The 14,261-nt window shown below is 51.7% G+C and carries 10 protein-coding genes; 5 read left to right on the forward strand and 5 right to left on the reverse strand.

Features of this window, described 5'->3' with window-relative positions; all coding sequences use genetic code 11:
• Positions 1-2 precede the first annotated feature (2 nt).
• The gene (locus tag Pla144_RS14120) at positions 3-1,016 is read right to left on the reverse strand and encodes a stage II sporulation protein M (protein ID WP_146451328.1); all 1,014 of its coding nucleotides are present in this window, start codon (positions 1,014-1,016) and stop codon (positions 3-5) included.
• 599 nt (positions 1,017-1,615) lie between these two features.
• Between Pla144_RS14120 and Pla144_RS14125 the strand changes: the two genes are divergently transcribed.
• The 4 genes from Pla144_RS14125 (at position 1,616) to hemG (ending at position 7,263) form a co-directional block, all read left to right on the forward strand.
• Positions 1,616-2,431, forward strand: a complete 816-nt coding sequence (locus Pla144_RS14125) for an RDD family protein (RefSeq protein ID WP_146451329.1) — start codon at positions 1,616-1,618, stop codon at positions 2,429-2,431.
• A 156-nt stretch (positions 2,432-2,587) separates the two neighbouring features.
• Complete coding sequence (locus tag Pla144_RS14130) at positions 2,588-3,604, forward strand: DUF1559 domain-containing protein (protein ID WP_146451690.1); 1,017 nt, start codon at positions 2,588-2,590, stop codon at positions 3,602-3,604.
• A gap of 1,134 nt (positions 3,605-4,738) precedes the next feature.
• A complete protein-coding gene (locus tag Pla144_RS14135) occupies positions 4,739-5,764 on the forward strand; it encodes an outer membrane beta-barrel protein (protein WP_146451330.1) in 1,026 nt (341 codons plus the stop codon).
• 53 nt (positions 5,765-5,817) lie between these two features.
• Positions 5,818-7,263 carry a protoporphyrinogen oxidase gene (hemG, locus tag Pla144_RS14140; RefSeq protein WP_197530683.1) on the forward strand — a complete coding sequence of 482 codons (1,446 nt, stop codon included), beginning with the start codon at positions 5,818-5,820 and terminating at the stop codon, positions 7,261-7,263.
• Here the strand turns inward: hemG and Pla144_RS14145 are convergent.
• The 4 genes from Pla144_RS14145 to typA all read right to left on the reverse strand — a co-directional run bounded on the left by Pla144_RS14145 (position 7,260) and on the right by typA (position 11,957).
• Positions 7,260-7,733 carry a hypothetical protein gene (locus Pla144_RS14145; protein ID WP_146451332.1) on the reverse strand — a complete coding sequence of 158 codons (474 nt, stop codon included), beginning with the start codon at positions 7,731-7,733 and terminating at the stop codon, positions 7,260-7,262. The two genes, hemG and Pla144_RS14145, sit on opposite strands and share 4 nt — an antisense overlap.
• A gap of 154 nt (positions 7,734-7,887) precedes the next feature.
• A complete protein-coding gene (locus Pla144_RS14150) occupies positions 7,888-8,913 on the reverse strand; it encodes an SHD1 domain-containing protein (RefSeq protein ID WP_146451333.1) in 1,026 nt (341 codons plus the stop codon).
• 120 nt (positions 8,914-9,033) lie between these two features.
• A complete protein-coding gene (locus tag Pla144_RS14155; RefSeq protein WP_146451334.1) occupies positions 9,034-9,861 on the reverse strand; it encodes a hypothetical protein in 828 nt (275 codons plus the stop codon).
• Between the two features lie 218 nt (positions 9,862-10,079).
• The gene (gene typA, locus Pla144_RS14160; RefSeq protein ID WP_146451335.1) at positions 10,080-11,957 is read right to left on the reverse strand and encodes a translational GTPase TypA; all 1,878 of its coding nucleotides are present in this window, start codon (positions 11,955-11,957) and stop codon (positions 10,080-10,082) included.
• Positions 11,958-12,420: 463 nt separating this feature from the next.
• Between typA and Pla144_RS14165 the strand changes: the two genes are divergently transcribed.
• Complete coding sequence (locus Pla144_RS14165; protein ID WP_231936368.1) at positions 12,421-14,187, forward strand: hybrid sensor histidine kinase/response regulator; 1,767 nt, start codon at positions 12,421-12,423, stop codon at positions 14,185-14,187.
• The last annotated feature ends 74 nt before the right edge of the window (positions 14,188-14,261 follow it).

The following is a 14,261-nucleotide window of genomic DNA, read 5'->3' on the forward strand; positions in this document are numbered from 1 at the left end:
CCTCAGGCCAGATCATCGGATTTTAACTGTTCAAACTCTCTTGCCATCCGTTCCCGAGAGAGTCCTGTAGCGAAGTAAGTGATCCAAAACAAGGCAGTAATTCCTGCAAACAGCAGACGAGCAGTACTGTCGAGATGGCTTTGCCTTAAGTAGCTTTCAATCACAGCGGCAACAATCAACATCAATGTCACCCCCACACAAGTTGATCCTGCCTCGATTCCAGCACGTCGCAGACTTTCACCGCGGGAAACAATTCCTGGGTTTACGATGGCCTTGCCCAGCATTAGTCCACACCCTCCACAGAGAATAATGGCTCCAATTTCTGTCACTCCATGGGGAAGTATCCAGGCCCAAAACTCCGTGGTAATTCCCGCTTGATGGTGAATAGCGACAAAGGATCCCAGCATCATTCCGTTGAACACCATTAAAAGAACCGTGGGAACTGCAGCAAGAACGCCTAATCCCATTGCCAGAATGCCTACCTTTAGATTGTGGCTAAACAGGAAAGAAGCGAAGAAAAACTTCCCACCACCCCCCATGTCACGCCCCGATCGCAAAACCTGGAGTAGTTGCTCCTGGTTTGAGCCAGGCTGCCGAACGTCTTCGGCAGGCATCATGGCATAAGCTGCCTGAGGGTCTTGCGTTGATGCAAAATAGGCGAGCAGGCCTCCCAGGGTTACCAGTGCTGCTGAAACTAAATGATACTGCCAGTTCCGAGCGATCGCTCTGGCAAATCCTTCACGCAAAAAGGTGGTCATGCCGCGCCACAGTGAACGGCGCGGAGGTAAATAAATCATTTCATGGGCAGAGGAGACCAGACTGTTGAGATAGTCCTCTAAGCGTTTGTCCGTACTACGAGTTGCAACTTGCGAGAGATGGATGGTCGTTTGACGATAGAGGGCATCCAGTCGTTTGAGATCATGAGGCAACATACTCCGTTTGGATTTCCGATATCGCTGGACCAGAGATTCTAACTCATCCCAGATTGGCTTGTTACGTGTTACAAAACTACTCATACTAATTCCTGGTCCACCCGGGAATAAAAGATAGTGAATGACCCAGCAAAGCCCCTGGCCTCAAATGATTTGAACATAAGGAAACAAAGCTAACAGAGGAGAAAAAATAGAACGCAGATGAGGCGGAATCACAAAGATCAGTTAGATTGATTTTTGATCCATCCGCTAGATCCGCGTTTGTCCGTGGCCCATTTCATTCTCATGGCTTTCTTTCCATCAGTTTCCGCAGCATCCGAAAGTTTCAATCGCTATTATCATAAACAATATATTAAAGCTACGGATTCCCACAGATGAAACGCGGATAGGAAACACATTTGTCGCTTTTTCCGTGTTACTAACGATACAAATCCTCGCAGCTTACTTAAATTTATTGAACATGACGTTACAGAGAAAACGGAGGGAATGGAAAGGTAGATATAGGAACGCTAATCAGCGCTAATCTAAATTAGTGAAGATTAGCGTAGATAAGTGTTTTTTTCTTCCTTGCTTTCATTCTCTGTTAACTCGGTTACCTCCTGTTCCACGAATTTTGGTTGCGGCTAGGTACCGTGCTGGGACTTATTTGATAGTGGCCACCCAACCGAGTCCACGCTTTCCCCATGAACGAACGCATCAATTTTGAGACGCCTGAGAACATTAAGATCTCCTACCAATTGGCGGGCCCTGGTACGCGGTTCTTGGCCTGGTTTGCCGACTGCATCTTTCTGACTCTTTTCTGTCTGTTTCTGCTGGTTATTTTCGTCGCAATCGGTTTTTCGGTGGACGGAGTATTTGGCGATCTATTCGAATCCAGCCGACGCGATGACCCGTTTCGGAAGGACCCGCAGTTCTCGATGGTGTTTCTTGGAATCTGGATAATGATTTGGTCATTGGGAAGCTTCGTCTATTTCGGGTTGAGCGAACTTTGCCTGCATGGGCAAACCATAGGCAAGCGAATGTCGAAGATCCGAGTCGTAAAATCAGATGGTTTCTCCCTGGATCCCATCAGTATTTTAATTCGCAGCATCTTTCGACTCATCGACCAACTACCCATACTATGGATTGTACCCGTATTGTCAGATTCGTCCCAAAGGCTAGGCGACATGGCTGCAGGCACGCTAGTTATTTCAGACGAGCCGTCTGAAATCAGTCCCGTCCGCGAAATACTATGCGATCGTACTGCCGCCGAAAGCAAGTTTCGCATCACAGCGGCCATGCTCGCCCGTTCACGACCGAGCGACTTCTCGGCCATCGAAACTCTCCTGGAACGCTGGTCAAGTCTCCATGAAGAAGAGCGAACCGCCCTGACAAGCACGATGGTCCTTGCCCTTGCCGAGCGATTACAGACAGAGGCGCCACCTCCCGCAGAGTACCAGCAGTATTTGGAAGACCTACTCGCCGCGGAGTATCGTAGGCAAAGTCGTAGTTTGGGTTAGCTTTCCACTCCCCATTCATCGCCTTGATCAGGAGTAGAAAGAGAGAGAAATAGAAAAAAGCCCCTCAGGGGCGGCAGAAGCGTCGTCTAGATTTGTTGAAACCTTCCGAAACAGACTACAATAAAACGGCGAGTTCTGAAGCGGAACCATTGCCACATGATGCCCAGCCTTATCCCGCGCCGCGGATTGACAATGTTTGAGGTTCTGGCCGTGATTGCCATAATCGCGGTCTTGATCGCAATCTTGCTACCCGCAATTCAGTCAGCACGAGAATCTGCTCGGCGTGCGCAATGCCAAGGCAACCTGTACCAAATCAACACTGCCACTCAATCCATTCATGCGGCAGAAGGGGCTCTGCCTTCGCATTACAATGGCACAGCACTCCCATACCCGCTCCGTGAATGGGATCTCTTTCATATGCACTCGTGGCGAGTACCACTGCTTCCTTATCTTGAGCAGGCTGCGCTAAAACAACAACTAAAAATGGACAAGCTGGCAACCGAGGTCGAGAATGAAGCAGTTGCCCAGAGTGTCGTGCCGACATTCATCTGCCCCAGCGGTGGTGACCCATCGAACATGAAAATGGGAAGAGCGGGTCTTAAGCACGGCTCTCTCGGTATTCCGCCGGACAAGAGACAGGAGAAAGACTTTTACCACATAGTCCGAAGTGACTATGATGCTATGGCGGGCATCCAGGTTCATTCCGATCCTCTCCCTGCCGACGTGGAATACAATTCGGTAGATTATGTTCACTGGGGTATCTGGGGATGGGCTGTTTTCGATACCCAAACGATCACCGGTTCTCGATTGCTGCGATATCGCCGAGGAACATTCCGCGATGTAACTGATGGACTCTCAAATACGATCGCGTTTGTTGAACGCGGAGGCAAACCGATTGAAATGCGCAACGGCAAACCGGAAGTGACAGCCGACAACCCAAACGCTGAGTACCCCGGTCAGATTGGTTGGTCGGCCAGCAATACCTTTATCTGGTCAATCAATAGGAACAGAGTCGGTGTCAACGAGTCCAACTCGATGGGCATCTACTCATTTCATCCCGGCGGGGCCAATGTTGCTATTGCAGATGGGGCAGTCAAGTTTCTTTCCGACGCCACCGATTTTGACATTCTCGTAAGTTTGTTCGGTCGCTCAGACGGCGGCTTGCCCAAATGAAACCGAGGCAAAATATTGTTGGCATACCGGCAAGAGTGCAAAGAGTAGAATACTGTCAGAACTTTTTGCCCTAGCCAATCTCCATCTTCGGTGTCCTGCGCAAGTGACGTGACTTGCTCGCGTTCCAGTCGCATCGCCAATCATTTTTCCCATTTTATATCCCTCCCTTCCTCCCACTCTCCCACTCTCCCATTTTGGTGGCCAAAAATAGTCCCTAAACACAGCCCCCTGATTCCTTATAATTACAATCGCAAAGCACAGGTTTTCTCTGTCCAATGAGCTGAGAAGTTCGCACCGGTTCAGATGCAGCGGACCAATCGACGGTTCAACGTTGGCCAGAGGGATGACTGGTGCTGCGCGAAGTTTGCTTAAGAGTTCGAGCGCTGGGGCGCCCCATTTTTTTCTCGCGATGAATTACCAATCAAGTGGTCGATTCCCCCCTGACAATTGTCAGGCTGGGCTATCTGCATGAATGGAGAGACTCGGGACGCCTGGACCGTGCAGCATAGAAGGTGATTGAGTGCAGGGTTTTGTATTACAAAACTCACCCCCACCCGGGCCGCCTCAAAAGACGTAAGTCATTATTCTTCAAGGTGTTGAGTCAAAATGAACCCGCGGTTAAGGAGGGGGTTTTTTAATAAAAAAAAGTTCAATCGAAAAATACCACCTGCAAACAACCTTCGCGTCGCCATGAGAAGGAGGGGGCACGCAGCTGCTCGGCTGCGTTTATGAACTCCAGTTTTAGATGGCGTGGCAAGGGGGCAGTCAAACATGAAGATGGGTGGACCCATCTGTCTAGATCCCATTCAGAAGTCTCTCGCAAAGGCGCTAAATCGCAAAGAATACATCTGGACTCGAATCTTTGCGACTTAGCGAGAAACCCATTCCCTGCCCCCCGCAACCTGACCAAGTTGAACCCCCAATGGCAGGCGCAGCGCGCTTTGCTAGCAACCCTTTGGCGGATAAAAGCCGTGCAATGATAGCTGGCAGTGCCACCAAGGAGCACGTAGAAAATGACTATTGTGCAATGCCCAATGACCAACTTCAGGCCGAATAGTGGCCTCACTGGAGATTGCTCATTGGAAATTGGACAATCAATAGATGGCTTTCAAGCTTTACTAGGTTCTCCTCGCCGTGCCACCGAGTTCCGTTGACACACCCTGGACCAATTGCCATACTCCGCCCCTATTTTGCCCGCAGACCTGGGCTCAAGAACCGTTGATCTCTTCTCCAACCCACGGCAATTCGATCCGCATGGAAGCGATTTTCGCTCACTCCTGGCTTACCCAATGCGCGAATACTGCTCGCTTTGCGCTGCTTGTTGTGGCGATATTGATGAGTCCGAACAGCTATGGAAAAGAATCTGCCGACGACATCCCAGATTTCACGATGGACGATCCAGAAGATAGCGAAGTCATGTCTTCGGATGCGGCCAAGTTTGACAAGTGGGAGTCGATCTTTGAAGAGAACGAAGGTGCTGAGGAGGACACGGCGAGTTGGAATGACCCGACAGTAAAAACCATTGACTGGATGCGTTGCTTTGGATTTCGCCATTCATCTTCTAGTGGTCGACATACTCACAAAGGGATCCCCTTAGAGGGAACCAGCTGGCTTAATCGACCCTACCACGTCGACTGGTTTGTCGGCACACTGCTAGGGGACGAGTTGATCACTGATCGAGTTAACCAAAATAATGAGGTGATGACTGGCCTGAGAATTGGTTGTGACTTCGATTACTTCTGGGGAGCTGAGTGGCGAATGGGTTGGTCCAACCCAGATATCGATGCCACCAATACCACCGAGCAAGCCATCAACGGGAGCTACTTCATCACGGATGTTGATCTCAAGTATTACCCTTGGGGGGATTCGGTTGTTCGTCCCTATTGGCTTGCGGGATTTGGGATGACACAGATCGATTTTCGCGACCACAACGATATCAGTCGCAACGTGTCACTTCTGACGATGCCTTTCGGCACGGGGGTTGAGTTTCATCAATGGCCCTGGCTGGTGTGTCGGCTTGAAGTGCTGGACAACCTGGCTTTCGGAGCGGACGGGGTGAATACGCTCAACAACTTCTCCTTCACCGCTGGATTGGAATACCGTTTTGGGGCAAAACCCCAATCCTACTGGCCCTGGCGAACAAGCCGCCGAATTTGGTAACATGCATGTCCTGCCCCATGCCATTCCAGCCCTTCGTCCGGAATTGAATTCCCTTGCCTGGCCCGACGAATACCTCGCAGCAATTACGCTTTGCCGTCATCGGCGCTGGCATCAGCGGGCTTACGGCTGCCTATCGCCTTACGCAACTCTTGCCCAACCCAAGAGTTGAAGTGTTCGAAGCAACCAATCAACTTGGCGGCGTACTCTCGACTCTCAAACAAGATCAACTTCTTTTCGAGCGGGGAGCGGATAGCTTTCTTGCGAAGCAGCCATGGGCCGTCGAGCTCTGTCAAGAACTTGGGCTGGCGGATGAGTTGATCCCCACGAACACGTCGAATCGACGAGCACTGGTGCTTCGGGCTGGAGAACTTTATCCCGTGCCCGAGGGGTTCTTCATGATGAGACCCCAGCGGGTGCTGCCGATCCTTCGGAGCCGCCTGCTGAGTTGGCCGGGGAAGTTGCGGCTGTTGGCTGAACGTTGGATTCCTCGTCCCGCGAAGATTGAGAGACCTGATTATGACGAGAATCTCGCAAGATTCGCGACCGATCGACTGGGTCGTGAGGCATTTACAAGGCTTGTGGAACCTTTACTTGCCGGCATCTACACGGCTGACGCCAACCAATTGAGCGTCGCGGCCACGATGCCCGAAGCTGTCGAGTTGGTCCGCAAACACGGGACGCTGTGGCATCGTGAGCCTTCTCCCGACTCAGCGACGAGGGCAGCTAGTGGTGCGCGGTATGGAAGTTTCGTTTCACTACGTGATGGATTGAGTCGCCTAATCGATGAACTGGCGGGGCGACTTCCGCCAGATTCGATCCACCTAAATCAACCTGCAAAGCAACTCTCTCGAGACCACCAACGCAACTGGCTATTAAAGCTTGCCGATGATTCGACTCATGGCCCGTTCGACGGTGTCGTATCTGCTCTACCTGCGCCGCAGACTGCCAACTTAGTCGAATGTGAAGATTCAAGACTCGCTGGCTTGCTCCGGCGGATTCCCTACGCGAGCAGTGCCGTGGTGTGCTTCGTTTTTCGACAGGATCAAATGGCTCGGCCGCTGGATGCCTTTGGGATAGTCGTCCCAGCGGCAGAAAACTCCAGGATGGTGGCTGCGAGTTTCTCCAGCGTCAAGTTCCCTGGTCGCTCGCCCGTGGATCAAGTTGTAGTGAGAGTGTTCATGGGTGGGACTTTGCGGCCAGAATTCGTTGACTTCTCAGATGACGAACTCCGTGAGATTGCGATCGGAGAATTGTCGCCGCTGCTGAAGTTATCGGGTACCCCCTTGTTTGCTGAAGTCGTGAGGTGGCGCGAGAAGATGCCACAATACCACGTCGGCCATATTCAGTTAGTCGACGAGATCGAGGCACGTGCTACCGAACTCTCTGGCTTTGCACTCGCGGGGAATGGCTATCGTGGGGTGGGTATTCCCTACTGTGTTCGGAGTGGCAATGAGGCGGCGACCCGTCTGGCGGCTGGGATCGAGCGTTCTAGAGGCTAGACGATTTTGAGCCCAACTTCTCCGGCAAAGCTTGAAAGAATTGCGTGTCGAGCCGGCTGTTCAGTATTCGAGTAGAAGTAATTATCAGCCGAGCCAGATACCTCGGCATCCTCTTGCAACAATTGGATCACTTCTTCAGCCAGTTCAGGATCTTGCGCAAGCGTCGCCTCGATGAGTGTCCGCTGCGGATGGTTCCCTACTACTACCAGCTTGCCATCTTCCACGGTCAACTCCAGAGGTTCTTCTATTTGAATCCCAGCCGAAGAGAGCGCTCCTTGAACACGATTGGCGAGCGGTATTGCGCTCGGTGCTGGCTCGATGCTGTTTTCTGCTTCGTGCGGTGAGAAAGAATTGGCCACCGCATGCAGCACGTCGGCAAAAGGTTCGAGGGCGACACGCGCAGATCGGTCCAGCAAACTACCAGCCTTGGCAGCAGAAGCTCCCGCTATCCCTAACATCACCGGTTTCATCAGCGACTTTCTTGTCGAAGACCTAATTCGCTAGCTTGCTCCAATAGGATCATCGACCGAGTGCGTGGGTGGATTGAGAAAAACAGGCAGAGTTTAGCGCCGCTAGCACTGACCAATGACCAGCCATCGTTAGCAAGCACTCTTTTTCCGGAGATCAATGAGACCAACTCGAAGCAAGTTGAGCAGCCAAGGACTCGCGTGCCAGCACCATGCGTTGAGCATGGACGTACTCTTGGAGAAAGGTTAAATCGGCATCGCTCAGTCTGGATAGGTGGATCGAGATTCGATTTCCTGTGACACTCTGAAGAAGGACGAGCTTTGAGGTCAAACTCACTAGTCTAGCTTCGCAACTAAATTCAGCGGAGCTATCAGTCCAAACTCGAGATTCTGTGCTGGCAAGGTCCTTGTCAGAACTTATCTTTGGCGGAAGTCCTTCCTGACTGAAAGGATCAAACGGTTCAGGTTTCGCTTCCTCCTTGGGTTCCGGCTCCCCGTCTACAGGTCCGAAGAGGTCTTCAAACGAATCAGACTTGTTCTCCGGTTCTTGATTAGATTCCTCCACCGGGACCAATTCTGAAGCTTCAGGAGATTCTGAAGTAGGTGGCTGTTCAGTTTCTTGTTTAGGTTCAACGAACAAGGCTTCAGTAGAGTTTGGCTTGGGAGTAGTCGATTCTTTCGACGGCGATGGCTGTGGCTCGGAAATGGCCGAGGGCTCCTCAAAAAGCGAATCGATTTCAGACTTTTTTTCGGGTGGGGATACCGCTGGTGGTTTATCTGCGGAGCCTGCAGGACCCGGGAACAGGTCGTTAGTTGGAGGAGCTAACTCATTATCCGGCTGTGGTACAGCGATTGGTGGCGGTGGCGTGACGGGAGTGGGTGTTTCGGATGCCGGAGTTGGTAGTTGTTTTTTCGGCTTGGTGACAACTAGTTCCTTAGCAGGTGAGCTGGACTGGGTGTCCGCTTGCTCGTGAGACATTACTTCTTGAGCTTCGCATTCACAGACGCCACCTGCCGTGAGTTCTTTAACGGAGTAATCGACGCAAGGTTCGCCTGCATCGCACACAGTCTGGCAGTCGCAATCCCAGCAAATGTAAGGCTCGCATTCGCAGGCCATAACAGGATGAACCGACTGCAATGCGACCAACAGCCCCATCACAAAACGAGTGGCGAAGGAACCCATATCTCAAAACCTCAAAATGCGACACATCACAATTACGACAAAAACCATGGGGAGACTCTATTTTGAATCAGAATCTCCGCGCAATCAAGAAAGATTCCCACTCGATGCCTCGTTTACTCGCTAATTTTTGTAAGCAGGAGCAAATGGGGCGATATCGGGATACTCATGATCCAGATAGCTTGCCACGGCGTTGTGCTTATCCAATATTAGTGACTCTTCCATCCTCAATTGGGTTGCAGAGCTCTGCCAACTCTGAGCAAAGGGGCCGGAGATGCCAGCACTTGGTCCATCTGTCAGCAAAGCGAGGGCACGTTCGAAGAGTGTGACGGCAGAAGTGTTCCAGATGACCACCTGGCGCCCATGGTCGATTAGGCGGTCGTCTACGCCAAATTCATCTAGTTGTTTCAGTGTTTCAAGTGCTTGAGAATGACCTTGTTTGCGACTTGTCAGGTAGTCGTAGAGTTGCCATTCCTGATCGGCCTGAAACCCTTGAGACCTGTTTTTTGCTTCGTACAACATGCAGTCGGTGAGGGCGTCCCAATAGACTCTCGTGGCGGCACGTCGTTTGGCATCGGTCAGTTCAGGTGTCTTATTGGTACCCAAAGTACCACTTCTCTTACCAAGCTCATCAGATTGCTCTGATTCATTGAGTTGATTCATCATGTCGATATCACTCGTTGTGCCAGTCTCAGGTGATGGAGAATCTGTCGACGCTGATTTCAGTTCAGCCTGAGTTTGGGTCGGATCACTACTTGATTTGAAGAAATCAGGACTCACGACATCGGCTTTAGCTAGTACGGCGATGGTCATATCTTTCATGTCGATTCCGAGATAGGTCGAACCCAAGAAGACTCCGCCAATCATTGCCACCATACATCCAGTAAATTCGAGAAAAGAAAGCCCTCGTCTGCATGTACGACGGATGTAGATTTTCGCTACTGTTCTCATAGAATGGTCCCTTAGCTGAATAACCGTCTTCTTGCCCACAACTTAAATTCATAGCGGGGAAGGGAAGGATAGTCAGGATTGCTAGTGTGTGGTTGCGCCACTAGAAAAGCATAGCTCCTGGAAGCAGGGGACCTAAAATCAGCGCATCGGATCACCCCCAGCTGGAGTCGCCAGAGACGGGTTGAGCGGAATATGAGGAATGCAGAGCCGAATGCGATTTATTCAGCACTTGCGCGCCGTGCCGCCCGGCGACGATCGGCCTCGATCAGCATCATCTTGCGGATCCGAACCATGCCTGGTGTCACCTCGACTAGCTCATCTTCTTCGATGTATTCCAAGCACGTTTCCAGGGACATAACACGGACGGGGCGGACTTGACTGTTGTCGTCCTTACCAGCGGCACGGACGTTCGTGAGCTTCTTGCCACGAACTACGTTGACCACCAGGTCTCCAGTGCGGCAGTGTTCACCAACGACTTGACCCTCGTAGACCTGATCGCCAGGGCGAATGAAGAACTCTCCTCGATCGTACAATGCATCGAGAGAATAGGCAGTTGCCATGCCAGATTCGTTGGCAATGAGAACTCCAAAGGGACGGCTTAGCGAGGCTCCGCGAATTGGCTCGTATCCCAAGAAGGTATGGTGCATGATGGCTTCCCCTTGGGTCGCATTGAGCATCCGGCTTTTGAGGCCCATCAGCGATCGTGCTGGGATCGTGAATTCTAAATGAACAAACCCACTGGATTGGCGGTGGGTCATTTTGGTGAGGTTGGCACGTCGGTCCCCCAGTAAGGCCATTACAGAGTTTTGGCAATTTTCCGGACAATCTACGACCAATTGCTCGATCGGTTCGCAGCGTTCTCCGTCGATATCTCGCAGAATCACTTCCGGTTTCCCAACGCATAGCTCAAATCCCTCGCGACGCATGTTTTCGATAAGAATCCCCAAATGCATCAATCCCCGACCAGAAACCCGGAACTGTTCCTGGCTCGGCCCCTGACCTACGCGCAAGGCAACATTGGAGCGCAGTTCTTTTTCCAGGCGATCTCCTAATTGTCGACTTGTTAGATACTTTCCTTCGCGACCCGAAAAGGGCCCGTCGTTCACACGGAATGTCATGTGCAATGTGGGTTCGTCGATTGGCACAGCTGGCAGAGGTTCGGAGCAAGTCAGATCGGATATCGTGTCTCCAATTTCAATCGGTTCTAGTCCGGTAATCGCACAAAGATCCCCGGCGGCAACACTGTCGACCTCTTTGCGGTCGAGTCCATCGAATCCGAGCAGTTGGGCTACTTGCTTCTCGGTTGAATTCCCCTTTCGATCGATTACCAATACACGCTGTCGTCTCTTGATCGTTCCTTCCCGAACCCGACCAATAGCAATTCTGCCCACGTAGTCAGAGTAGTCGAGAGAAGTGACCTGCATTCGTAGCGGGCCATCTTCGAGTCCCACTTCAGGAGGCGGAACATGCTGAACTATCGTTTCAAACAATGGTCGCAAGGAATCGCTAGGCTCGTTGAGATCCAGTGTAGCCCAACCTTGGCGGGCCGAAGCAAAAACGACCGGGAACTCTAACACCTCTTCGGGAGCATCCATTTCTACCAGGAGATCGAAAACTTCGTTCAATACTTCCATGGGACGCGAATCAGGCCGATCGACTTTATTGATGACCACAATCGGTCGCAGGCCATGTAGCAAAGATTTTTCGAGTACGAACCGGGTTTGTGGCATGGGGCCCTCATAGGCATCTACCAGGAGCAAGGTTCCGCTGGCCATTCCAAGAACCCGTTCAACTTCGCCACCGAAATCGGCGTGACCAGGGGTATCGATCAGATTGACCCGGTATGAATCGCCGAGGGTTGAAGTGTAGCGCACCGCGCAATTCTTGCTCAGGATCGTAATTCCACGTTCTCTTTCCAGATCATTGGAATCCAAGATCAGTCCATGTTGTCCGCCAGCCAATTTGGCCAGGTCTTCATTTCGATACTGTCCCGATTGGAGCATCATCTTATCAACAAGTGTTGTCTTGCCATGGTCAACATGGGCGATAATTGCCACGTTGCGGATCTTGTGGGCGGTGGCAGGCGTAGCGGTCATAGTCATAGGTTTCGCAACCAAGCGGGGATTGGGTTTTAGGATGATGCAGCTCAGGACAATTACGAACGAGCAGTCATCGAGCAATGGGAAAACAGAGCAATCGCTCTTCTCGGCAGCCGAAACGTCGGCAGGAGGGATCAGCAATTGTACGAAATCAAGGGTCGCCTGGGCAGTTCATTTTTCGACGGAATTGCCATATTTATCGCGAAGGAGTGGATATACCAACTTGCAGCTTACCTCTCCAAAGTAGGTTTGCTCGGACAAATGAATGTGACTAAAGCATCAACTGGGAAAAGAGAATCCCTTGAAATAAGGCCCTGCGAGCGAGAGTCAAACTTGTTGGGTTTGTTAAAGCGCCCTATACTATGGGATATTATACAGATCAGTAGAGAGAGCGGAATCATACCCACTTCTGTGCAGTGCGGTCCGTGAGCTTCTACAAATCGGCAGTTGGAAGTGTGCGGTGTCAGGATCCATAGTGTCGCCAGAAAGCGCGTCAACCAGTAACGAAGATTCGGGCCAGCGGCCAAAAGTTCTCTACTTTGGTGGCTCCCACGACTCGGAGATCAATCTCCCAAACTGCTTGGGTGAGGGAGTGGAGATTGTCGAGGTACACTCTACACCTGATGTCTTGTCTCATCTCGTTCGCGGAGAATTCTCAGCCGTCTATTGCGACGCAGAGAATTTTGCCAACTCACTCGATATCAGCAAGCTCTTTTGCGGAGATCGCATTCTCGAAGGAATGCCCGATGGTGTTGTGCTACTTGATCGAGAATACAACATCCTGTGGGGCAACGGACGACTCAAAGAGTGGAGTGGTTCGGAGAAAGTACTCGGAGAAAACTTCTACCGTGTGATGGGTAGTCCCGAACTGTTGGGCCCCGATTTCTGCCCGTTGCAAAGTGCTTTGGCCACTCGGCGTGCATGTGCATCGATCATGCGTCGCGACGACAACAAGTATTTCCGCCTTCATGCTGCACCGGTGTTTATTCCTGGCAGCGACGAACCGCCTCAAAACCTCGTCGTCAGTGTTCACGACATGAGCGAAGAGGTACTGCAGCAGCAAAAATTGGCCGCAATCCACCATGCCGGTGTTGAGCTGGCCGACTTGACCACTAACGATGTAGCCCAGCTTTTGGAAGAAGAGCGAATTGAGCTGCTTAAGTCGAATATCTTGCAGTGCCTTCAAGAAATCTTGCAATTGGATGTCGTCGAAATTCGGATGCTCGACCAAGACACCGGCGAATTGATTCCGCTGCTTGAAGTCGGTATGCTCGCCGAAGCTGCAGCCAGAAAACTCTATGCCAGTACCTCGGGCAACGGGGTGACCGGGTTCGTAGCAGCCACTGGCAAGAGTTACATATGCGAGCACACATTGGAAGACCCTTTGTATCTGGAGGGGGTCGAGGGAGCACGCAGTTCGCTGACTGTGCCATTGATCCTGCACGATCAGGTTATTGGCACACTCAACGTCGAAAGCCCCGAGGGGAGCGCCTTCACCGAAAGTGACTTGCAATTTCTAGAAATCTTTGCCCGCAGTGTTGCCGTAGCACTCAACACGCTCGAGCTCTTGGCAGCAGAAAAAGCTAGCACAGCGGCTGCCAGTGTCGAGGCGATTCATAGTGCCGTCGCTCTGCCTGTGGATGTAATTCTCAATGATGCTGTAAACATCATGGAGCGTTACATAGGCCACGAGCCCGATGTGGTCGAGCGATTGCATCGCATTCTGCGTAACGCCCGCGATATTAAGCAGGTGATCCAAAAGGTGGGCCAAAGCCTGAGTCCCACGCAAGCCCAGCCTGCCAGCGGCTTGACGGAGTCCCGCCCCAAGCTCGTTGGCCGTCGAATCTTGGTGGTGGACGACGACGCATCGGTTCGTTCTGCCGCCCACGCGCTTTTAGAAAGGTATCAGTGTGTGGTCGAAACTGCCCACGATGGCTACGAAGCGTGCCTCATGGTGCGTAACCTAGTGGAGGGAGCCGCATATGATGTGATCATCGCTGATATTCGACTGCCTGATATGAGTGGCTACGAGCTAATGATAAAGCTCGCGGATATGATGCAACAAGTTCCTATGGTCTTAATGACCGGTTTTGGATACGACCCGGGACATTCTATCGTCAAAGCTCGGCAGGCAGGATTGCAACATGTGCTCTATAAACCGTTCCGCCTCGACCAGTTGGTCAGCATCGTCGAGAGTACAATCGATGCAACCAGTTCCACGGCCTAGCGTCCGCACTCTATTTCTTACTAGGGGAATTGACTTGTGCCTTGATTAGCGATCGGGGACCTGATTCTAGAGAA

This window comes from Bythopirellula polymerisocia (assembly GCF_007860015.1).
GTDB lineage: Bacteria > Planctomycetota > Planctomycetia > Pirellulales > Lacipirellulaceae > Bythopirellula > Bythopirellula polymerisocia.